Annotated in this window: 22 protein-coding genes; 6 read left to right on the top strand and 16 right to left on the bottom strand. The window is 55.9% G+C overall.

The annotated features are described in order from the left end of the window. Window positions 1-87: 87 nt before the first annotated feature. From G516_RS0100190 to G516_RS0100205, 4 genes are all read left to right on the top strand, one after another. A complete protein-coding gene (locus G516_RS0100190; RefSeq protein ID WP_028291932.1) occupies window positions 88-933 on the top strand; it encodes a transketolase in 846 nt (281 codons plus the stop codon). A 2-nt stretch (window positions 934-935) separates the two neighbouring features. Beyond that, window positions 936-1,967, top strand: coding sequence for a transketolase family protein (locus G516_RS0100195; protein WP_211225036.1), 1,032 nt, complete (start codon window positions 936-938; stop codon window positions 1,965-1,967). 35 nt (window positions 1,968-2,002) lie between these two features. Further along, a complete protein-coding gene (locus G516_RS0100200; RefSeq protein ID WP_028291934.1) occupies window positions 2,003-2,755 on the top strand; it encodes an SDR family NAD(P)-dependent oxidoreductase in 753 nt (250 codons plus the stop codon). A gap of 110 nt (window positions 2,756-2,865) precedes the next feature. After that, the gene (locus G516_RS0100205; RefSeq protein ID WP_028291935.1) at window positions 2,866-3,795 is read left to right on the top strand and encodes a LysR family transcriptional regulator; all 930 of its coding nucleotides are present in this window, start codon (window positions 2,866-2,868) and stop codon (window positions 3,793-3,795) included. Window positions 3,796-3,852: 57 nt separating this feature from the next. Here the strand turns inward: G516_RS0100205 and G516_RS0100210 are convergent, their stop codons facing one another. The 4 genes from G516_RS0100210 to G516_RS0100225 all read right to left on the bottom strand — a co-directional run bounded on the left by G516_RS0100210 (window position 3,853) and on the right by G516_RS0100225 (window position 7,231). Beyond that, window positions 3,853-5,082 (bottom strand): MFS transporter, encoded by a 1,230-nt coding sequence (locus tag G516_RS0100210; RefSeq protein ID WP_051218787.1) that lies wholly within the window; start codon window positions 5,080-5,082, stop codon window positions 3,853-3,855. After that, window positions 5,079-6,128 (bottom strand): alcohol dehydrogenase catalytic domain-containing protein, encoded by a 1,050-nt coding sequence (locus G516_RS0100215; RefSeq protein WP_036533683.1) that lies wholly within the window; start codon window positions 6,126-6,128, stop codon window positions 5,079-5,081. Before G516_RS0100215 ends, G516_RS0100210 begins: the two co-directional genes overlap by 4 nt. Before the next feature lie 68 nt (window positions 6,129-6,196). Continuing rightward, window positions 6,197-6,907: a cupin domain-containing protein gene (locus tag G516_RS0100220; RefSeq protein ID WP_028291938.1), complete on the bottom strand. Its 711-nt coding sequence runs from the start codon at window positions 6,905-6,907 to the stop codon at window positions 6,197-6,199. A gap of 30 nt (window positions 6,908-6,937) precedes the next feature. Continuing rightward, window positions 6,938-7,231, bottom strand: coding sequence for a hypothetical protein (locus G516_RS0100225; protein WP_036533686.1), 294 nt, complete (start codon window positions 7,229-7,231; stop codon window positions 6,938-6,940). A 170-nt stretch (window positions 7,232-7,401) separates the two neighbouring features. Here G516_RS0100225 and G516_RS0100230 point away from each other — a divergent pair, with 170 nt between their 5' ends. Continuing rightward, on the top strand, window positions 7,402-8,373 hold the full coding sequence (locus G516_RS0100230; RefSeq protein WP_028291940.1) for a LysR substrate-binding domain-containing protein: 972 nt from the start codon (window positions 7,402-7,404) through the stop codon (window positions 8,371-8,373). A 44-nt stretch (window positions 8,374-8,417) separates the two neighbouring features. On the opposite strand, the gene G516_RS0100235 is transcribed toward G516_RS0100230, so the two are convergent. The 11 genes from G516_RS0100235 to G516_RS0100285 all read right to left on the bottom strand — a co-directional run bounded on the left by G516_RS0100235 (window position 8,418) and on the right by G516_RS0100285 (window position 19,532). After that, a complete protein-coding gene (locus G516_RS0100235) occupies window positions 8,418-9,320 on the bottom strand; it encodes a DMT family transporter (RefSeq protein ID WP_028291941.1) in 903 nt (300 codons plus the stop codon). 35 nt (window positions 9,321-9,355) lie between these two features. Further along, window positions 9,356-10,054, bottom strand: a complete 699-nt coding sequence (locus G516_RS0100240; protein WP_028291942.1) for a GntR family transcriptional regulator — start codon at window positions 10,052-10,054, stop codon at window positions 9,356-9,358. Window positions 10,055-10,239: 185 nt separating this feature from the next. Continuing rightward, a complete protein-coding gene (locus G516_RS0100245) occupies window positions 10,240-11,259 on the bottom strand; it encodes a proline racemase family protein (RefSeq protein WP_028291943.1) in 1,020 nt (339 codons plus the stop codon). A gap of 175 nt (window positions 11,260-11,434) precedes the next feature. Continuing rightward, entirely contained in the window at window positions 11,435-12,916 is a 1,482-nt protein-coding gene (locus G516_RS0100250; protein ID WP_028291944.1) for an aldehyde dehydrogenase family protein, read from the bottom strand. Between the two features lie 27 nt (window positions 12,917-12,943). Then, a complete protein-coding gene (locus G516_RS0100255) occupies window positions 12,944-14,200 on the bottom strand; it encodes an NAD(P)/FAD-dependent oxidoreductase (protein ID WP_028291945.1) in 1,257 nt (418 codons plus the stop codon). A 66-nt stretch (window positions 14,201-14,266) separates the two neighbouring features. Continuing rightward, entirely contained in the window at window positions 14,267-15,145 is an 879-nt protein-coding gene (locus G516_RS0100260; RefSeq protein ID WP_028291946.1) for a dihydrodipicolinate synthase family protein, read from the bottom strand. Window positions 15,146-15,232: 87 nt separating this feature from the next. Further along, window positions 15,233-15,898: an amino acid ABC transporter permease gene (locus G516_RS0100265; protein WP_028291947.1), complete on the bottom strand. Its 666-nt coding sequence runs from the start codon at window positions 15,896-15,898 to the stop codon at window positions 15,233-15,235. Between the two features lie 13 nt (window positions 15,899-15,911). Then, window positions 15,912-16,583, bottom strand: a complete 672-nt coding sequence (locus G516_RS0100270) for an amino acid ABC transporter permease (protein ID WP_028291948.1) — start codon at window positions 16,581-16,583, stop codon at window positions 15,912-15,914. A 10-nt stretch (window positions 16,584-16,593) separates the two neighbouring features. Continuing rightward, window positions 16,594-17,403: an amino acid ABC transporter ATP-binding protein gene (locus G516_RS0100275; protein ID WP_084644765.1), complete on the bottom strand. Its 810-nt coding sequence runs from the start codon at window positions 17,401-17,403 to the stop codon at window positions 16,594-16,596. 130 nt (window positions 17,404-17,533) lie between these two features. Further along, the gene (locus G516_RS0100280) at window positions 17,534-18,376 is read right to left on the bottom strand and encodes a transporter substrate-binding domain-containing protein (protein WP_028291950.1); all 843 of its coding nucleotides are present in this window, start codon (window positions 18,374-18,376) and stop codon (window positions 17,534-17,536) included. Window positions 18,377-18,632: 256 nt separating this feature from the next. Further along, the gene (locus tag G516_RS0100285; protein ID WP_028291951.1) at window positions 18,633-19,532 is read right to left on the bottom strand and encodes a LysR family transcriptional regulator; all 900 of its coding nucleotides are present in this window, start codon (window positions 19,530-19,532) and stop codon (window positions 18,633-18,635) included. Window positions 19,533-19,628: 96 nt separating this feature from the next. Between G516_RS0100285 and G516_RS0100290 the strand changes: the two genes are divergently transcribed. Further along, complete coding sequence (locus tag G516_RS0100290; RefSeq protein ID WP_245582575.1) at window positions 19,629-20,408, top strand: SDR family oxidoreductase; 780 nt, start codon at window positions 19,629-19,631, stop codon at window positions 20,406-20,408. 377 nt (window positions 20,409-20,785) lie between these two features. On the opposite strand, the gene G516_RS0100295 is transcribed toward G516_RS0100290, so the two are convergent. Continuing rightward, window positions 20,786-21,259, bottom strand: coding sequence for a transposase (locus G516_RS0100295; protein ID WP_036533696.1), 474 nt, complete (start codon window positions 21,257-21,259; stop codon window positions 20,786-20,788). Window positions 21,260-21,279 lie beyond the last annotated feature (20 nt).

A 21,279-nucleotide genomic window follows, 5' to 3' on the forward strand; every position in this document is an offset into this window, starting at 1 on the left:
ATTGATGAAGTGACGTTCCGGGAAGAAACTATCTGAGCTCAAGTCATACATTTCAATGTATCTGCAAAAAGAATAAGAGACAGAAACATGACCGAATCAATCCCCGAAAAAGGCATAAGCCTGGCGCAACGCGCCTGGAATATACGCCAGAAATCCCTGCTCATGGGGGCCGTACAAAAACAAGGATATGTTGGCCAGGCACTTGGTGTTGCCGACGTATTGGCTGTTTCTTACTTCCACGCGCTCAGCTATCGCGCCGATGAGCCGGAATGGGAACAGCGCGACCGCTTTCTGCTGTCGATTGGCCATTACGCCATTGCCCTTTACGCCGCGCTGCTCGAAGCCAAAGTACTGCCAGAGTTCGAACTGGAAACTTACGGAACCGACAACAGCCGTCTGCCAATGTCCGGCATGGCTTCCTACACGCCAGGTATGGAGATTACCGGTGGCTCCCTCGGTCACGGCCTTGGTATCGGTGTTGGCATGGCCATGGGGCTGAAGCGCAAGCAATCTGCATCGTTTGTCTACAACCTGATGTCCGATGGTGAGTTGGGTGAGGGCTCTACCTGGGAGGCGGCCATGTCGGCAGCACACCAGAAGCTCGACAACCTGATTTGCCTGGTCGATTTCAATAACCAGCAAGCCGATGGCCCATCGACCGAAATGCTCTCGTCAGAGCCGGTTGACCAGAAATTTGAAGCCTTTGGCTGGCATGTCCAGCGGGTCGATGGCAACGACATTGATGCTCTGGTCGCGGCGTTTGATAACGCCCGCAACCTCAACGAAGCCAAGCCTCGCGTCATTATTTGCAACACCAAAATGTGCAAGGGCGTTCGCTTCCTGGAAGAGCGTGAAATTACGCACTTTGTGCGGGTCGATGAAGAAGAGTGGGATCTGGCTCTTAAGGTATTGGAAGAGGGTAAGCCAGCATGAGCATGAGCAGAAGAACATCCAAGTGGGAACCACGCCGCCCGGTCGACGCCAGCGAGCGTCAACTGACCTCGGCCATGATTGCCTCTCTGGCGGCAGAAGGTTTACCAACAGTATCCGCACCGTTCGGCCACGCTCTGGTTGAAGCTGCGCAAAGCAACGACAAGATCGTTGGTCTGACCGCCGACCTTGGCAAATACACCGACCTGCACATCTTCGAAAAAGCCTTCCCGGAACGCTATTACCAAATGGGAATGGCAGAACAGGTATTAATGAGTGCCGCCGCCGGTCTGGCCAAAGAAGGCTTTGTCCCCTTCGCCACCACTTACGCTGTGTTTGCCTCACGTCGGGCATATGACTTTATCTGCATGGCGATTGCGGAAGACAATCTGAACGTAAAAATTGTCTGTGGACTGCCCGGACTCACTACCGGCTATGGACCAAGCCATCAGGCAACCGATGATCTGGCCATCTTCCGGGCCATGCCTAACCTCACCATCGTCGACCCTTGCGATGCACTCGACACCGCCCAGGCAACCCAGGCCATTGCAGAGCATAACGGTCCGGTTTACATGCGCTTGCTGCGAGGCAAAGTGCCATCGGTCCTGCAGGAACACGAGGATTACCAGTTTGAAATTGGTAAGGCCAAGCTGCTGCGCGAAGGCAACGAAGTGCTCTTTATTTCATCCGGTTTCATGACCATGAGAACACTGGAGGCTGCCACTCAGCTTGAAAAAGAAGGCGTACGGGTCGCCATTCTGCACGTGCCAACCATCAAGCCTCTCGACAAAGCAACGATTCTCAAGCACGCCTCCAAGCCTGGTCGCCTTGTCATTACGGCCGAAAACCACTCAGTGATTGGCGGTCTGGGCGAAGCCGTCGCCGCAACCTTGATGCGCAATGGCGTTACACCAGCATTCCGCCAGATTGCCCTGCCGGATGAGTTCCTCGACGCCGGGGCTCTGCCAGTGCTGCACGACCAGTACGGAATTTCCACCGAGGCGATCATTGCCCAGACCAAGTCCTGGCTTGCGTAAAACCAACAACAAACATTCAAATACAAGGATTTAAAATGGGTATTTTATCGGGTAAATACGCGATCGTTACCGGCGCAGCTTCCGCCAATGGGCTGGGTAAATCGACGGCAAAACTGTTTGCCGAGCACGGTGCCACCGTAGCAATTCTGGATCTGGACGAAGCGGCAGCGAAATCTGCGGCCAAGGATCTGGGTGATCAACACATTGGTCTGGCATGCAATGTGACTGACAAACAGGCGTGCGACAGCGCTGTTCAAGCGTTGATCCAGCAGTGGGGAAGCGTTGATATTCTGGTGAATAACGCGGGGATTACCCAACCAATCAAACTGTTGGACGTCACCGCTTCCAACTACGACGCCGTTCTGGACGTCAATCTGCGTGGCACCCTGTACATGAGCCAGGCCGTATTGCCTTTCATGAAAGAAAAGCAGTCCGGCTCCATTGTGAATATTTCATCCGTGTCCGCACAGCGCGGCGGCGGTGTCTTTGGCGGCCCACATTACTCTGCGGCGAAAGCCGGTGTATTGGGATTGACCAAGGCATCTGCTCGTGAAATGGCGCCATTCAATATTCGGGTCAATGCCATTTGCCCGGGCTTTATCGCCACCGACATCACCGCAGGCAAAATGACCGACGAGATGATGACAACGGTACTGTCCGGGATTCCAATGGGCCGGGCAGGCAAAGCCGAAGAAGTGGCTGGCTGCTGTCTGTTCCTTGCATCAGAACTCTCCAGCTATGTCACCGGGTCTGAAGTCGACGTCAACGGTGGCTCGCTGATTCACTGACACCAGCAAGACCCTGGTAGCTCTCTGACCAGTCTTTGTCGATATGACACGCCCCTGAACAGGGGCCTTTTTCTGTTTTCGATGCAACTAAAATAACAAGAGCATTGGTCATGATTAATAACCGCATCAAATTCCGTCATCTTCAGTGTTTCACCGAAGTGGTGAACCAGGCCGGTATGGGCAGGGCCGCCTGCAATCTCTCTCTGACACAGCCAGCGGTCTCTCGTCGGATCAAGGAGCTGGAGGAGATTCTGGATGTTCAACTTCTGAACCGTACCAACCAGGGAGTATTCCCCACCGAAGCAGGCCAGGTATTTTTTGAGCACGTTCAAAGAAGCCTGTTATCGATCTCCGAAGGTATCAACACCCTCAAAGAGAACTCATCTGCGAGAGAAATTTCACTGACTATCGGTATCGGTCTGAGCATCAACTGGGAGGTTCTTTCCCAGGTAATCAACACCATCAAGAATGAATTCCAGAATGTGAAAATACGCATTCTGAGAGGCTACAACGGAACCATTTATAGCAAAGAGCAAATCGAGGACTACGACTTCTTTATTGGCTATATCAACGAAAGCGAACCTCACAAAGAACTTGGCTACCGCAAATTACATGAAGATGAGATTTACCTGATAGCAAGAGAGAACCATCCATTGTCTGACTCAAACAACGTTTCCATGGAGGACTTGAAGGACTTCGAGATGGTACTGCCTTCCGATCACTCGGAAATCAGCAACAGGATTTCAGAAATTCATGAACAGATGAAAGATTCCGCTACCGGGATCACACAATCGTTTTCCGATGAATTCTCAATCAACTACTGTGAATACTCAGACGCTATTTGCATCGTCAAAAAGTCCACCCTGCTGGGCATGGAGAAACCCGCAAGCGTCACAATCCTCAGCAATGCCATACTGGAAAGTGGGCTTGATGTTGCCCTGATCTGGAAAAGCACCCCATCCCAGAGCAACAAGGAAAAGCGAATCAGTCGGCGCTTTATCGAACTGTTCGACTTTCACTGGAGCCAGACCTTACAGTAACTTGCCAGTAACCGAATGGGCGCTATGAGACTGATCACAGCAGCAAAAGCATCAGTTTCAGGCCGCAACAGCCTGTCGGTGCCGATAAACCTGAACGTAGGCAAACAACGCCAGTACCAGTGGCACGAAAGACACCCACAATACCGCTGACCAGCCCCAGGCCGTCAGCACCCCACCCGACGAAAACGAACCCACGGCCATCAGTCCAAAAACGATGAAGTCATTGAGCGACTGAACCCGGGTTTTCTCTTCCGGACGGTGGCATTCCAGTACCAACGCCGAGGCCCCCAGGAAACCGAAGTTCCAGCCCAGCCCCAGCACAATCAGCATGCCCCAGAAATGGAACAGGTCGAGGCCAGCCAAGCCAATCGCCGCAGAAATACCCGTTAATGCCAGCCCCAGGCCTGCCACTTTCACAGCACCGAACTTTTCGATCAGTCGTCCGGTGAAGAAGCTGGGGCCGTACATGGCGATGACGTGCCACTGCAATCCGGTATTGGCGGATGCCTGGGTATGGCCACACAGGTGCATTGCCAGTGGCGCTGCGGTCATCAGGAAGTTCATCAGGGTATAAGACACCGCACCACACAACACGGCTGCGATGAACAGCGGCTGGCGGGCTATTACGCCTAACGGTCGTCCACCCTGTTGTTCAGCCACTGTTGGCGGCGGCAGTTTTACCCCGGCCAGAATAATACCCGACAGCACCGCCACTAACGCCTGTACCAGAAACGTGCCGGCAAAGGTCTGGGCAGGCCACAAGTCCATGGTCCAGGTCACTAATTGCGGCCCCAATACACCGGCGGCAATCCCGCCCCCCATCACCAACGACAGCGCTCGGGCGCGTTTCTCGGGTGCCACGCCATCGGCGGCAGCGAAGCGGAACGACAGCACCACCGCGGCATAGGCACCGCCAAAAAAGGTGGCCAGACAAAATAGCCAGAACGAATGGTTCATCACCGCCAGCAATGCCACTAACCCGGCCAGCACTCCGGTACTGGTACCGGCCTGAAACGCGACCAGTCGGCCAAAACGTCGGGCCAGCCATCCTGCAGGCCAGATACAGGCCGCCATACCAACGACAAAAATCGAGATGGGCAGCGTGGCCAAAGCCTGCGACGGCGCAAAGGTATTGCCAATAATGGCACCTGTGGCATAAATCACAATGGCGTTCGCCCCGGCCAGCGCCTGAGCCAACGTCAGTCGCCAGATGTTGCTGCGCTGAACCGACTCGGTCAGTTCAATCGGACGATGCTTACGATCCGTTGCGTTCGTTCGGGTATTCATGAAGCTTCCATATTCATTCGGGTAGTCATATCCATTACTTGCCTGAACATCGGAGCTCCTTCTCTCAGGCGCGCCATGCCCGACAATAATTCTTCAAAAGCGATCAGCTCAATCATGGGTTCGGCTTCGGTCAGGGCGGTAAAGTGCAGCGCCCGTTCGGCATCGTGTGGCGTGCCTGTCATGGAGCCGATCAGTTGCCTCTCACCACCGACCAGCAAGCCAGCCTTCAATGGCAGTGGCTCCGGTGCCGGATTCAATGTCACCATGCGGCCCTGTGGTACTAGCCCCGCGACCAGTTCGGCCACCTGGGCGGATGCCGCCACCGTATTAATGATGGCCTGGACGCCGCCCAGAGCTTGCAAGGCCGCTACCGCGTCATGCCGGTTGGTATCGATGTAGTGGTGTGCCCCAAGGGATCTGACGGTTTTGGCAATATCATCACCACGGCCGACAGCGACCACCTCAAACCCCATACGTTCGGCATATTGCAATGCCATGTGCCCCAGGCCACCAATACCAAACACCGCCACCTTGTCTCCGGCGCTTGCACCGCATTTGCGAAGCGCATTGAAGGTCGCCAGTCCGGCACACAACACCGGGGCAGCGTGTACCGAATCCAGTTGTTCCGGAATCGCCACCAGACCACCAACCGGCAGGCACACAAATTCGCCATATCCGCCATCCAACTGACGGCCAACGACCCGTTGATTTGAACATAAGTTGAACGCCCCGCGGCGACAACCGTCACATTCCAGACAAGGGCCTGCCAGTCTGCCGACGCCAACCCGCTGGCCTGTTTGCCAGCGGCTGCCTGATTGTTCGCCCAGCGCCACAATGCGCCCAACAATTTCATGGCCGGGTACGCGTGGAAGCTCTGCTTCCAGAGGTCGCTCGATATCCGCAATATCGGCACCGCACAGGCCACACGCTTCGACCTGAATCAGGGCTTCGTGAGCCCCCGGATGCGGTAATTCCCGCTCGGCCAATTCCAGTTCACCCGGACGTACAACCTGCATAACGCGATAACGTTGTGGCAATGCTGCCATAGAGATTCCTTTTTACGTTCATCCAGACGGTCATCCCGTCCCGTTGTCTGCGCATGGCACTGCCACGACTACGAGACCGCACCATCCAGAACCAGATGGCCACTTTTCACAAATACGGCCGTGTTGTGTTCATGAGCAAACCAGCGGCTGGTGTCCCCGGCTGGCAAGCGAATCCAGCTCCCCGATGGATAGCGTTTCTCCCTACCCTGCTGCTCGCTGCACAACGCACCTTGCAACACCAACAACTCCCGGCCACCAGCAGCGCTGATCGACAATTCTGCATGCTGATGCAACCGTCTCAGCAGTACCTGCTCTCGCCCAACCGCCGTGCCGGAGCAATCCACCACGGGGCCATCAAACAAAGGGCAAATGGCGCCGTCCGACAACGTTCGCCACTGGTTCGGATCATTGGTATTGATGCGCACCCGAGCACGGTCATCGCGCTGCATCTGGCACAGTTTGACGAATATCAGGGCACCATCGCTGGCATCCGGCTGATGCCAGGAGCCCGGTGGATTGCGCATGTACCAGCCTTTGGGGTGCAGGTTACTGCCTTCGTTAAAGCTGCCTTCCAGTACCAGAATTTCTTCGCCACCTGGATGCTGATGACGGGGAAAGGATGCCCCCTTGGCAAACCGCACCAGGGTCGTCGCACGACCGCTTTCCTCTCCCATGCGGTCGAGCATCATGCGTTCGACACCCGCCGCCGGTGAGGCTACCCAGTGGTAGTCTTGTGGCCGTTGTTCAGCTCGTTGACTCAGGTCGGCATGAATCTGCATGGCATCCTCAATGGTGTGCTGGCGAGTCGGTCAGCCCACTTCTGCCAGTTGGTAAATACGAACGTCCGGAGCGGCCGCTAACAGGGGTTTCAAGGCTTCCACCACATCGGCATTAAATAACTCCGACTGCAAATAGGCGTTGGCGTCATCAACATTGACGAAGCCATGCAGCACCTGCACATCCTCATCACGCAGCAGCAATTCCTTGGAGATGGCACCCTCAATGGTGTCCAGGAATGGGGCCTTGTATTGCAAGTAGACGCCAACGGCTTCACTGCGTTTGGCCTCGTCAATGGTCAAGGTAATTTGCAAATAAGCAGGCATATCAGTCTCTCCATGATGATCTATATGGTGTGCTGACAGCCGCCGCCGAAACGTCTCCAGTGACAAAAGAATTTCTTTGATGATCTGTCAGCAACCGGGCCATAATCCAACTTATTCAAAAGCCCAACAAACCATCTATTCTTTCCATCGACAAAGAAAATCTTTATCGAATGAACACACCACAACACCTCAACGCGCTGCGGGCGTTTGAAGCCAGCGCCCGGCACCAGAGCTTTGCCGCCGCCGCCAACGAACTGAACGTCACCTCTGCTGCGGTGGGACAACTGGTACGAGGGCTGGAGGAGTGGCTTGGCGTCACGCTGTTTGTTCGCAGCCATTCCGGCAGGCATCGGCTGCAACCAACCGACACCGCTTTGAGGGCTTTGCCTGTCATCCAATCCGGTATGAATCAGCTCAAGCAGGGCCTCGACATGCTGGCTCAAGATCCGACCGCTGGCGTCCTCACGGTGACAGTGAGTCCGGCGTTTGCCGCCAAGTGGCTGCTGCCCAGACTGGACCGCTTTCAGGCAACGTGTCCGGATACCGACCTGCGGCTGGAAACCAGTCTCAAACCGGCGGATTTTCAGGCCCAGCAAATTGATATTGGTGTTCGCTATGGTGCGGGACATTGGCCAGGTCTGGTGGCCGAGAAATTGATGGATGAAGAGATTTACCCGGTCTGCTCACCTGCCTTTTTACAACGCCACCCGATGTTGCAAGCCAGTGACCTGTACGCGGCTCAATTGCAGGAGCTACCATTGATTCACGACTTGTCGATGGACAGCCACAGTGGCTTTGCCAACTGGGAGGGCTGGTTTGACGCAGCAGGGGCTGCGTCTGTGGAACCATTAGCACAACCAGTACAGCCACTGTCGCAGCAGGCGGGCGACAAACGACGCATCCGCATCAATAACTCGGCGGCGGTGCTGCAAGCCGCCGCCGATGGTCAGGGGATTGCACTGGCGCGCAGTGTGATGGCCCAGGATGACATCCGTAGTGGACGATTGGTTCGACTACTGCCGCACATCCATTGGCACACCCCGCTGGCGTATTATCTGGTGTATCGCAGTAGCAGTGCCAACCTGCCTGCTTTACTGGCATTCAGGCAGTGGATTCAGGAAGAAGCCACCAGACAGCACTGAATACTATCCCACTGAATACTGCGCCCACTGACAACAGCAGCGCACTAACGGGCCAGGGCTTCCGGTGCAACAGGAGCCGCCTTTCGACTGGACACCAACAACCAGCAGCCCCAGCTCAGCGGCACACAGCCCAGCCATTGATACCAGGCCGCCGGTTCGCTCAGCAGCCACCAGGCGGTGGCCAGCGTCACCAATGGTGCCAGTGAGTTCATGGCGACGGCTTTGGAAATGGGAATAAAGCGCACGGATTCAATAAACAGCACTTTGGACACGCCAAACAGCAGCACACCGTTGATCAGCACCCACGGCATGGCCGACCACAGCGAGTCAGAGGAAGGCATGGACTCCAGCGATACCGCGACGGCCAGCAGCATCAGGAAGCTGATGGTGCTGCGCACAAACATGATACTGGAGACACCCACCAGCTGGCGGGCTTTCTGCATCTGACGGTTGGCTAACGGTGGTACAGCGGCGGCCAGCAGGATAATCAGCTCGCCCAAACCAAAGTCGTCGATGGAGTCTGGCGCCAGTACCAGAATCGCCCCGACCACCATCACCAACGCGCCCATCACCTGTCGGCGGGTCAGCTGTTCGTTGCCAAACAATCGCAACAACAGCATGGAGAAGAACACTTCCATCAATAGCAGCACACTGGTGCTACTGGCAGGCACCATCGACTGGCCCCAGAACACCAGACCGTAGAACACCACACCAATGCCCAGCGCCGAGATCAGCGAGCTGGCCAACGCCTCGCGGCACAATACATCGCGCCATTCACCTCGAACGGTCGTAAGAAAGGCAAAAAACAGCGCCGCCGACAGCGCACTCAGCGCCGCACACACCATCACCGGAATGTGTTCGTAAGCCTGTTTTGATACCACCGGGAGCAATCCCCACAAGCCAGCGGCGCCAGCCATGTAGAGTTCACCTCGTCGTTGCGCTTGCATTCAAAGCCTCCCGGAATCCCAAGGGGAGTGCGGCGTTAGCCCAGCTCCATGCCTTTGGTCAGGTTCAGTTGCATGTAGTCCAGAAAGCGGGTCTGGAACAGCATGGTATGTTCGTGTGCAGCACGGTCTGCGGCATCGGCATCCCGGCGATCAATCGCGTTCACCAGCTCGTCGTGATCACGGCCCAGTCGATGGTTGCCTGCCGAGTGCACTACGTGGTCGTAGTGCAGGTGCAGCAACCGCTGGCCTTCTCCCAACAAGCGTTCGTAGTAGCTGGTGAAGTACGGATTATGCCCGGCTCGGGCGATGGCCATGTGCAACTCTTTGTTCAACTCGGTCATGCGCTGGAAATCCGCCTTGGTGATGGAGTCCAGATAAGCATCGTCGATCTCACGAATCTGCTGCATTTCCTCGTCGGTGCGGTTCATCGCCGCCAGCCGACTGACCGCTCGCTGAACCAGGTCCAGTGCCGCCACGTAGTTGGGAAACTCGGCAATTTCGAACGGCGTCACCAGCGTGGTGCGGTTCGGCAGAATCGTCACCAGGCCTTCGCTGACCAGTCGTGCCAGAGCGTTACGAACCGGCGAACGGGACAAGCCGAACTGATTGGCCAGCGATACTTCATCGAGAGGTTCGCCGGGTTTGAGCTTGAGTGTCAGAATCTGCTGGCGCAATTCCTCATAAATAAACTGGCCACTGTGTTGGCGGCCGGATTTGGTGCTGGTTGCTGGCATATTATGTGTTCTTCTTCGATATCGGCTGGACTCAGGCGGGGCTGCTTTGCCCTCGTGCCTATTCCAGTGGCTGTTTGAATGGTTCGAACCAGGTAATGGACTCCACTTTACACGCAAAACGACTGCCAATATTGGATTTGTGTATCCGGAGTCTCTCAGCTCCGGATACCCCCTGGCTGCGGCTCTCAGCCCTTGCCCCAAGTGTCGCTCAGCATAAAACCGTCGATCATCGGGTCGCTGGGGTCGATGCCCAGTTGCTGGATACCGTACAACCAGGCGCGGCCGCTGATGCGAGGCAAGACCGCAGGCTTACCCGCCACCAGTGCTTCGCCAATCAATTCGATCTGGAACTCACCGTTAATGGTCGAGCGCGAGGTCAGGCGGTCGCCCACTTGCACCGTGCCGCGGGCATGCTGACAGGCCAAATTGGCCGAGCTGCCAGTACCGCAAGGTGAACGGTCGACCCGACCCGGTGGCAAGGTGGTGCAGGTTTGCCAGACACCGCCATCAAGACGGTTGCGGAACATCACGTAGGCAATGCCGTTGAGGTCGGCGATTTCCGGGTGTTGCACCTGAAACTGCTCGTTCATCAGTTTGCGCAACTGCACCCCGGTTTCGGCCAGATCCCGGGCGCATTCCGGGGCGATATCCAGCCCCACCTGCTCAACATCCACCAGCCCGTAGAACACACCGCCAAAGGCGATATCAGCCTTGATAGCTCCGAACTCAGGAGTCTGAACCTCGACATCGAGGGCGTGAACAAAACTAGCGACGTTATCCAGTGTGACCCGTTCGCAGCGGCCATTGCGGCATTCCGCCACCGCAGTGATCAGGCCGGCTGGAGTGTCCAGCGTGACGCGGGTAAATGGCTCCTGCATGGGCAGAATGCCAAGCTCCAGCAAGGCGGTGGTCACACAAATGCAGTTGCTGCCCGACATGGCGTGGGCCTTGTCGGCCTGCAACACAATGAAGCCGGCATCCGCTTGAGGGTTGCACGGCGGCAACAGCAGGTTAACCGACTGTTGCAGGCACCCTCGCGGCTCCATCATCACCCAGCGACGCAGGCTGTCGTCGACCTCGTTGATGTAGTTCATCTTGTCGAGCATGGTAGCGCCGGGAATGTTCAGCACCCCGGAGGTGATGACCTTACCGATTTCGCCTTCGCAGTGCACTTCTGCCAATTGCAGGGTTTTGTTCCACAACATATCAATGGACTCTTTTATTCTTACGCTTGTTATATAGAGCCACAAAACCCGCCCGTTGAGGTCTGTATCGAGGGAGTTTTCCCTTTAACAAGACCACAGCCGGACGGGCTTCTGTGTCATTCGCGGAACAGCACTGCCCCGCGTCCTTGACGACCTCCGTTAAGAGGCCAACCGCTTACTTGATGTACCAGCCCCACGGCTCATCGCTGTTGAAGGCGGTGATTTGCTTGGTTTCGAGGTAGTTGTTCAAGCCCCAGACACCCAGCTCGCGGCCGATGCCACTGTGCTTGTAACCACCCCAAGGAGCTTCGCTGAAGGTCGGCTGCGAGCAGTTGATCCAGATAATGCCCGCCCGCAGCTTGCGCGCTACGCGGTTGCAACGGTCGATGTCCTTCGACATCACTGCTCCGGCCAGACCAAAACGGCTGTCGTTCGACAGCTGCACCGCTTCGGCTTCGTCGCTGAACTTGCGAATGCACACCACCGGGCCAAAGATTTCTTCAGTCCATACGGTGCTGTCGTCTGGCACATCCACAAAAATGGTTGGCTGCAGGTAGTAACCCTTGTCGAAACCGTCCGGGCGCTGGCCACCGCACAGCAGCGTCGCACCTTCCTGTACGCCTTGGGCAATCATAGCGGTGACTTTTTCATACTGGCTGGCATTCACCAGTGGCCCCATCAGCACGCCATCCTGCATGCCGTTGCCAATGGTGATCTTGCGGGTTTCTTCTTCCAGACGCGCCATCAGCTGGTCGTAGATGCCATCCTGAATCAGCACGCGGGAGGTGGCCGAGCACACTTCGCCTTTGTTCCAGAAGATACCGAACAGAATCCACTCCACCGCTTCGTCGATGTTGGCATCGTCGAAAATAATGAACGGCGACTTGCCACCCAGCTCCAGCGATACGTTTTTCAGATCGCGGGCTGCGGCCTGCATGATGCGGCTACCAGTTGGCACACTGCCGGTGAAGGCGATCTTGTCGACTAACGGGTGTTCGCTCAGTGGCGCACCGGCGTCCGGGCCCATGCCGGTGACCAGATTGAAGACACCGGCAGGCACACCGGCCTTGTCGATGATGTCGGCCAGTTCCATGGCGGTCAGTGGCGTGACTTCAGAAGGCTTCAACACAATGGTGCAACCTGCTGCAAGTGCCGGAGCCACTTTCCAGGACGCCATCAGTACCGGGAAATTCCACGGAATAATGGCCGCGGCGACGCCCGCCGGCTCCTTGATCACTTCGCAGCTGAAACGGTCGTCGCCCAGTGCCACCGCGGTGCTGTTGTTGTCGTCCAGCTCTTCGGCGAGGTCGGCGTACATATCAAAGGTACCGGCGGTATCTTCGATGTCCCACACGGCTTCTGGCAGTGGCTTGCCGTTGTCTTTTACTTCCAGTGCCGCCAGATGATCAATGCGTTCACGAATACCCTCGGCGATTTTACGCAGGTACACCGCGCGCTCCTTGCCGCTCAGGCCAGACCAGCTGCCGTCGTCGAAGGCATTGCGGGCGGATTTGACTGCCAGATCGACGTCTTCGGCGGTGGCCGCAGCAACGCGGGTAATCACGCTTTCGTCACTCGGGTCGATAGTCTCGAAAGTGCCGCCCTTGGCCGGAGTGATCCAGTCGCCATTGATGTAAAGCTTGTTGTAGGAATCCATAGGGTTCTCCTGAAATCGTGTCTTGGCTCAGAATCGGTTGGCGCGGAACGGCACGACCGACTGGGCAGGGGTTCGTTTGTGCAGCAGGTCGGCAACCAGTCGACCGGATGTTGCGCCCAGCGTCAGGCCAAGCTGGCCGTGGCCACAGCAAATGGCGACGTTGGACAATCGCGGCGACACATCAATCACGGGTTTGGTGTCGGGCAGGAACGGACGAATACCAATGCCGTATTCCTTATGGCTGACATCCAGTTGCGGCAGAATCCTGCGCGCTTTTTCCAGAATGATGTCGCTGCGCTTGAAGTTGGGTTCGGCGTCGGCACCGGAAAACTCAATGGTGCCGCCAATTTGCAAACCGCGATCCATGGGTGCAAATACAAAGCCACCGTCGGCGTAAATCACTGAATGAGTGAATTCCACCCCCGCTTGTGGCAATACCACCTGATATCCGGCAATGCCTTGCAGCGGGATGTTGACGCCCAATTGCTTGAAGAACCGGCGCGAACCATTGCCCGCCGCCACCACCACGTGGTCGGCCGCCAAGGTTTGGCCATCGCTCAGACGCACGCCAGTAGCACGCCCCTGTTGCTCGGTGATGGCATCGGCCGCCACCTGAATGCGCTGGCCGCCGTTGGCCAGAAACTGCGCCGTCAGCGCCTGAATAAAGCCTTCGGTGTCGCGCACAAAGCGCCAGTCACCAAAGCGCAAACCATGCTGGAATTTACCCGCCAGCGCAGGCTCCAGGTCGGCAATGTCGTCACCGTTCAGGCGTTCGGCGTTGAATCCCAGCTGTTCTCGCAGCGCCAGCCACTCGGACTCTTCTTCAATGCCGTCGGCATGATCAAACACCTCAAGTACCGGGCGGTTGATCAGCAATTGTTTATCGTCACAGGCGTCGAGTAACACCTGATAGTCCTGATACACCTGTTGGGTCAGATCGCTCAGCTCATCGGCAATTTGCAAAATGTTGCTGTGACGGGCGTTCAGCAGGAAACGCACAAACCAGGGCAGCAAGGTCGGCAGTGCACCAGGACGAAGCGCCAATGGCCCCTTTTGATCCATCAACCAGCCCGGAATCTTTTTCAGAATGCCGGGTTTCGACAAAGGCACCACTTCGCCAATGGCCATCTGGCCACAGCTCCATTTGGCGGTGCTGTCGCCAGCCACTGCCGGGTCCACCAGACTCACCTGATGGCCTTCGCGTTGCAGATACAAGGCGCAACATACGCCGACAATGCCACCGCCAATGACGACGGCGTGCTGCTTGGGTTTGAGCTGTTGCATGCGTGTTTACTCCTGACACAACAGGCTTGCGAAACGGCCCTGCTTGCCGCAGGGCCGGTGGTCTTGTTAGCCGTTGATGGCTTCAAATGCGGCACGGAAACGACGCTTTTCATCGTCGGTCAGTGGCAGCAGTGGCGCGCGGCAGCCACCCGGGTTGAAGCCAGCCAGTTCACAGCCGTACTTCACTTTCTGGATGAACTTGCCTTCTTCCATCTGGGCAATCACCGGGAACAGCGACTGCATGATGGCCTGGGCACCATCGCGGTCACCGGCGGTGAAACGACGGTAGAACTCACAGATCTGATCCGGGAAGCAGTTGGCCGGGCCACAGATCCAGGAAGTCGCGCCCCAGATAAAGAAGTCGAACGCCTGATCGTCAGAACCACAGGACAGCTGGTAGTTGTCCTTGTAGTCGGTACCAATACGAATACCGCGCAGCAGGTCGCCGGAGCTTTCCTTGATGCCAATCACGCGCTCGTGATCCTTGAAGGTCTCCAGTACGTCGTAACCCACTTCGACGTTGGTGCGAACCGGGTAGTTGTACAGTACAACGTTGATGTCCTGAACGGCTTCCAGAATTTGCTCGTAGTGGTTGATCAGCTCTTCCTGGGACGGCAGCGCGTAGTACGGTGGAGCCACCAGAATGTTGGTGTAACCGGTGTCACGAACGGCCTTGATACGGTCGATCACTTCGCTGGTGCAACCGCCGTTGGCACCGGCAATCAGGGTGCCACGGTCGCCTACGGTTTCACGCAGAAAGCCCAGTACCTGCAAGCGCTCGTCGTCGCTGAGCGCGTAGTTTTCGCCTGTGGTACCCATGCCCACAAAACCGGATACACCGGCTTTCAGTTGGTGTTCAATAATATCGGCCATGGCATCAAAATTGATGTTATTTGATGCATCGAATGGCGTTACCAGCGCAGGAAGTACACCTTGCAGTTTCATATTTATAACTCCGATTTAAAGTTTGGAGCCGCAGCAAACCCGCCAATATCCTTTTGAGATATCAGCTGGTTTAAAGGCTCCGGGTTTTTATATTGCGTAACGCGTTAGCATTCGCGATTCGACATAACCCACCAAACGGGTGAGCGGGAAAGCCACAACAAAATAGATAATGGCCACGGTGGTCAGGAATTCGACCGGGTGCGCCGTACTATTGGAAATGTTTTGGCCAATAAACATCAGATCGGCAATACCGACGGATGAAATAAGTGCAGACTCTTTAAACAGGCTGACGATATTCGACAGCAGTGGCGGAATAGCACGCAACAAAGCCTGTGGAAAAATAATATAAATCACCTTGGTGCTGTGCTTCAGACCCAGCGCGGTACAGGCATCGTGCTGCTCCTGTTCGATCGATTTCAGCGAGCCACGGAAGGTTTCACTGGTGATCGCTCCCATGTACAGGGTCAGCGAGATAATCACCGACACGTACGGCGGGATGGAAATACCCAATACCACCGGAAAGCAGAAGAAGATCCAGAACAGCTGAATCAGCAGCGGCGTACCGCGGAAAAACTCGACGTACAGTTTCAGTGCGCCACTTACCAGCACGTTGTTCACCATACGGCCCAGGCTAACCACAAAGCCCAGCAGGCTACCGGCAATGGCGCAGCCCAGCGTAATGGCCACCGTGACCCACAGGCCCTGCATCAGTACCGGCATGTAAGGCCAGATAATTGAAAAATCGATTTCCATCTTCAATCCTCTCTCAACGCTGCATGGCGGCGTCTTGCCGACGTTCAAATACATTAACCAGATGCGAAATCGGCAGCGCCATCAGGAAATAGATCAGCGCGATCAACGAGTAGGTTTCCAGCGGACGGTAGGCGTCCACGGCAATGCTTTTGCCCATGTACATCAGGTCGGACACCGCTACGATGGCCACCAGTGCGCTCTGCTGCATCAGCGAAATACCGTTGGTCAGCAACACTGGCATGGCGGTGCGCAGCGACTGCGGCAACACCACGTACAGTGTCTGCTGCCAGGACTTCAGCCCCAGCGCCACACAGGCATCAAAGTGTGCCTTCGGCACCGACTGAATACCGGCACGGTAAGCTTCGGCGTTGAATGCGGTCAGGTTCAGGCCCAGTGCCAGCACGCCCATGGTGATTGGGTCGATGTACACCTGGAACAGAATCGGAATGCAGTAGAAGAACCACACGATCTGCAGCAACACCGGGGTACAGCGGAAAAATTCAATAAACAGCTGGCATGGCCAGCGCAGCATGCGGAACTTGCTCATCGCCATCAGACACAGCACAAACCCCAATACTACGCCCATGGCGTTGGCATAGAGAGTCAGCTGCAGGGTGACCCAAAGGCCCTCCAGCAACATGTCGGCCTTGCCGGTGAGAAAGTGAAAATCAAATTGGTAATCCATCGCCACGGCCTCAGTTCAGGTGCAGAACTTTGTCGAGAAACTCGCGGGTACGGGCTTCTTTGGGGTTACCGAACACTTCGTCCGGGGTGCCTTGCTCGACGATTTTGCCACCGGCGCAGAACACCACCCGGGTGGCGATTTCGCGAGCAAAATGCATGTCGTGCGTGACAATGATCATGGCCATTTTCTGCTCGGCCAGCTGCATCATGACGTTCTGCACCTCGGTGACCATTTCCGGGTCGAGGGCGGAAGTCACTTCGTCGAACAACATCAGCTCGGGCTCCAGCATCAGTGCCCGGGCAATGGCTACCCGCTGCTTCTGACCGCCAGACAGCTGGCTCGGGTAATAATCCACCTTGTCTTCCAGACCCAGTCGCGCCAGTAGCTCGCGGCCTTTTGCAATACAGGATTGCTTGTCCTTGCCGTGTACTTTCATTGGCGCCAGGATCAGGTTGCCCATCACCGTCAGATGCGGGAACAGGGTGTAATGCTGGAACACCATGCCAACGCGGGAGTGCAGCTCATCACTGACAACCTTGCTGTCGTTGTTTTCACTTTTGATATAAGGCTGGCCATGAAAATTGATATCACCACCCTGAATACCTTCCAATCCCATTAATACACGCAGCAATGAGCTTTTACCGCTACCACTGGGACCAATAATCACCAAACGATCATCGGCACGCATATCCAGGTTCATTCCATCCATAACAACCAGTTCGTTGTTATAGGCCTTGAATACGTTATCCAGTTGAATAAATTGACCAGCTTCCATGGCGTTTGCCGGTGGCATGTTAACCACGACTTCTGCTGTATTCATGTGCGTTACTCCTGCTGCGGCTAATAAGAGGGCTATATCCGCATATCAAATAGGTAATTGGTACTGCTGAATTAAATCCGGATATCGGCCAATTGGAGAATATTGATATCCGGATTAAGAAGGTTATTGCTTATTTTTGTCTCGCCAAAACCTCACGGGAGGCATCGTCGATCAGCTGCTGCACCACGCCGGTGTCGCGCAGTTCGGTCAGGTAGATGTCCAGTACGCTCTTGTCCTGGTAGCTGATATCGCGATTCATACCGAACGATACGCCCTGGTTCGCCAGCATTGGCTCAGGGAACACTTCGCGGGCCCACTTTTCGTTCGACAGCGCGAACAGGTGGTTACTGTCGCTGGCATCCACCATCACATCAGCACGGTTGGACATCAGCGCCAGACGCATTTCGTCCATGCCCGGCAAGCGGATGATCTTGGCGTTCTTCATCGCCTTGGTAATGGCTTTTTCTGCGGCACTGCCCGACATCACAGCCATCGAGATGTCTTTGCGGTCGTAGTCGGCCAGGTTGTTACCCAGGCCATTTACTTTCGGGTTCTTGGCGTTGGTCACGAATGAAATCTGGTAATCCATGGCCGAGGTAGAGAAGGCAACCGCCAGCGCGCGGCTAGGCGTCTGGTTCAGTGCCATGCCGAGATCCCACTTCTTGCTCTGGATACCGGCCACCAGGTTTTCCCAGCTGGTGTCGACAAACTCAACCTCAACGTTGAGTACTTTTTCACCGAAATCCTTGCACAGTTCCACGAAGAAACCGCTGTAGTCGCCGGAAATCACGTCTTTCATCACGTACGGGGCCGCAACCGCCGCGCCGCAACGCAAGGTGCCGCGTTCCTGAACTTCTTTCCAGATGTCGTAGTTTGCAGCCTGTGCGGCAGTGGCCGACAGCAAGCTGGTGCAGATGGCAGCACCAGCTACCAGTGTTTTAAGTCCACGGGACAGGAAGTTATACCGAGCCATACTGACCTCTCTTGATGGTTTTTATGTTTTGAGCAATGTGCAGCAACCGGTTTTGCGTATCGCTGTATCCAACGATGTATCCAGAATAAAACTCAGGAAATTTTCTTGTCAACAGGGCAAAGGCGCCAAAAAAAACCGGCTGACCAGTAAACGACAGGCACAAAAAAACCTCCCGCAGGAGGTTTTTTTGACAATTTGCGACTGTAAATTCGACGCTTTCAGTACAAAGTTAATGGCCCGCCAGCGCCCGCTGGGCCTAGAGTGCTGCGAGGAAGGTTTCCAGAATCAGGTTGGGACGACGGCCCTTGCGGGTGATGGTGGCCAAGCGCGTGTGGAAAAAGAGTTCATCGGGATTAATTTTTCTCATCTGGCCTGAATTGACCCATTTGTCCGCAAAATGGTCAGGAAGGAAGCCAAGATACTTGCCTGTCAGCACCAAAAATGCCAAGCCCTCACGATCGGAAGCCGTCGCCCCACAACGCAACAACTGGTGCAAGCCAATGGCCTCTGCGGTCATACGGTAGCTGGGAATCACCGCATCGACGGTATGCAGCTGGTCCCGCTCAATGGCATCGCTGTGCTCAAAAAACGGGTGCTCCGCACTGCAGTACAGGTTCGATTTTTCTTCGTACAGCAAGTCGTACTCAAGCCCGGAAACCTGAGTGTTCATGGGCACCACACCGATGTGGAGGCGGCCATCAATGACACCACGTTCGATCTCGCTGGGGGTGCTCATGCTGATGTTGATGCTGACCCCGGGGCCCTGATTCTTGAGTGCCTTGAGGGCATTGGTAATGCGCATCTGTGGCTGGGTCACCAGGCTGTTCATAAGGCCAATGTTCAGCTCACCCCGCAGCTCGCTGTTGATTTCATTGACCTCGCTGCGGAAATCCTCAATCGCCATCAGCATCGCTTCGGTAGCCTGCAACACCTGGGCACCCTCGTCGGTAAGCGAAAAACCACCGCGGCCGCGCTGGCACAAACGCATGCCCAGACGCTTCTCCAGATCGCTCATGTGAATGCTGATGGCCGAGCGACTGATACCCAGCACACTCTCGGCAGCGGAAAATCCGCCAGACTCCGACACGGTCTTGAACAGCCGTATCAGTTTGAGATCGAAATCGGTGACCTGACCCAACACCTGCTTGGTTTTCATTTGTTTAATACCAGCTCAACTTAGCGTTATTAAATAGATATTTATCTAACCTTATGCCTTCCTGCAAGCTGGCAAACATAGCAATTGCTGAAACCAATGGCTTCAGTCCTTAACGGTGACAGCAGCGAATACCTTGCCGATGGATCAGGAATGGAGATCACCATGACCAACCCGAACACCCAGAAAGTGGCCTTGATCGTTGCCGGTGGCAGTGGCCTGGGTGCCGCAGCTGCACAGGAATTGCACCAGCGCGGTTTTCGCATTGCGATTCTGTCGTCGTCCGGTAAGGGCGAGGCACTGGCCCGGTCTTACGATGGCATCGGCTTCACAGGCTCCAACCTGGACAATCAGGACCTGAGCGCCTTTGTGGATAAGGTGATGTCGGCGTGGGGACGCATTGATGTGGTGGTCAGCAGCTCAGGGCATGGTCCCAAAGGCGACCTGCTGGAGATTGCTGATGAAGATTGGGGGCTGGCAATGGATTACTACCTGCTGAACGTGGTGCGCGTAGCCCGTCTGGTAACGCCCATCATGGAGCAGCAAGGTGGCGGTACCTTCCTGAATATTTCGACCTACGCAGTGTTTGAACCTGACCCGCTGTTTCCAACTTCCAGCGTAATGCGTGCCGGACTGGCCAGCTTCTCGAAGCTGTTTGCCGACCGCTACGCCGCCGCCAACATTCGCATGAACAACATACTGCCGGGCTTTATCGACAGCTTGCCGGTGAAAGAAGAGCGTCTGAACCGTATTCCGATGGAGCGCTACGGCAAAATGCGCGAAGTTGCTGGCCTGATTGGCTATCTGGCGTCGGACGAAGGCGGTTACATCACCGGCCAGAATATTTGTGTGGACGGCGGCCTGACCCGCTCCATCTGATGCGAGCTATTTGATACGAGCCATCTGAGCTGCTCGACTGTTTTCGTACTCATCTTCCCCGCGCACCACGGGGAACCCCTTGGTCAGACATGTTTGCTCTGGCTGTTCTCACCAGTCCGGGATTAGTCACCCCTTGGACAGCTCCCTCGGCCCAAAACACCATCACGGCGGTGTGGCGGGCCTTTTTTGTTTTTACTCTTGCTTCTATTTACCTCGGTATAGCAGCGTGACATCCATGCTCACGCTCTCGGGAATAAATTCCCTCCTACAAAACCCTATTCCTCACATTCCAGACACTGGCGTTGGCTCTCTCGGGAAAAAACTCCCTCCTTCAGTACATTCCCAAACCCCCCCCCCCCCCCCCCAACAACGGCCGATCACGCACGCTGCGACGCTGCCAGCGCCATAATCAACGTATCTGAGCGGCAGACCATTCTTAACCAGGGCGGCATATAACGGACGTCGTCTGGCAGCCCCTGTCCACCTGCACACAACCAGGCGACCCGGCTGCCTTCGGTGGCCAGCAACGGCACAGAACCGGCCTCCAGCAGCCACTGGAACTCCGGCTGCGGTAGCAAGGCTTCCAGCACCCATTCCCACATCCCACGGTCTCGCCAACGTTCAAAGCGGCGCTGGGTGTTACGCCAGCCACCCAGCTCAGCCGGTAGCTCCTGCCAACGGCAGCGTTGCTTCAGCACCCATAACACCGCCGTGATAAAGCGTCGGTCTTCTTCAGGGCGAACACCTCCGGGAACACTGCGACGGCTCAGCCGTTGTTCCAGAGGCAGCCACACCTCGTCTGATAATTCGATGCGTTGCGCCACAGAGACGCCAGAGTGAATGGCGGACATGCAGATTCCTTTTTAAAACA

Source organism: Oceanobacter kriegii DSM 6294, assembly GCF_000422845.1.
Taxonomy (GTDB): Bacteria; Pseudomonadota; Gammaproteobacteria; order Pseudomonadales; family Oceanobacteraceae; genus Oceanobacter; species Oceanobacter kriegii.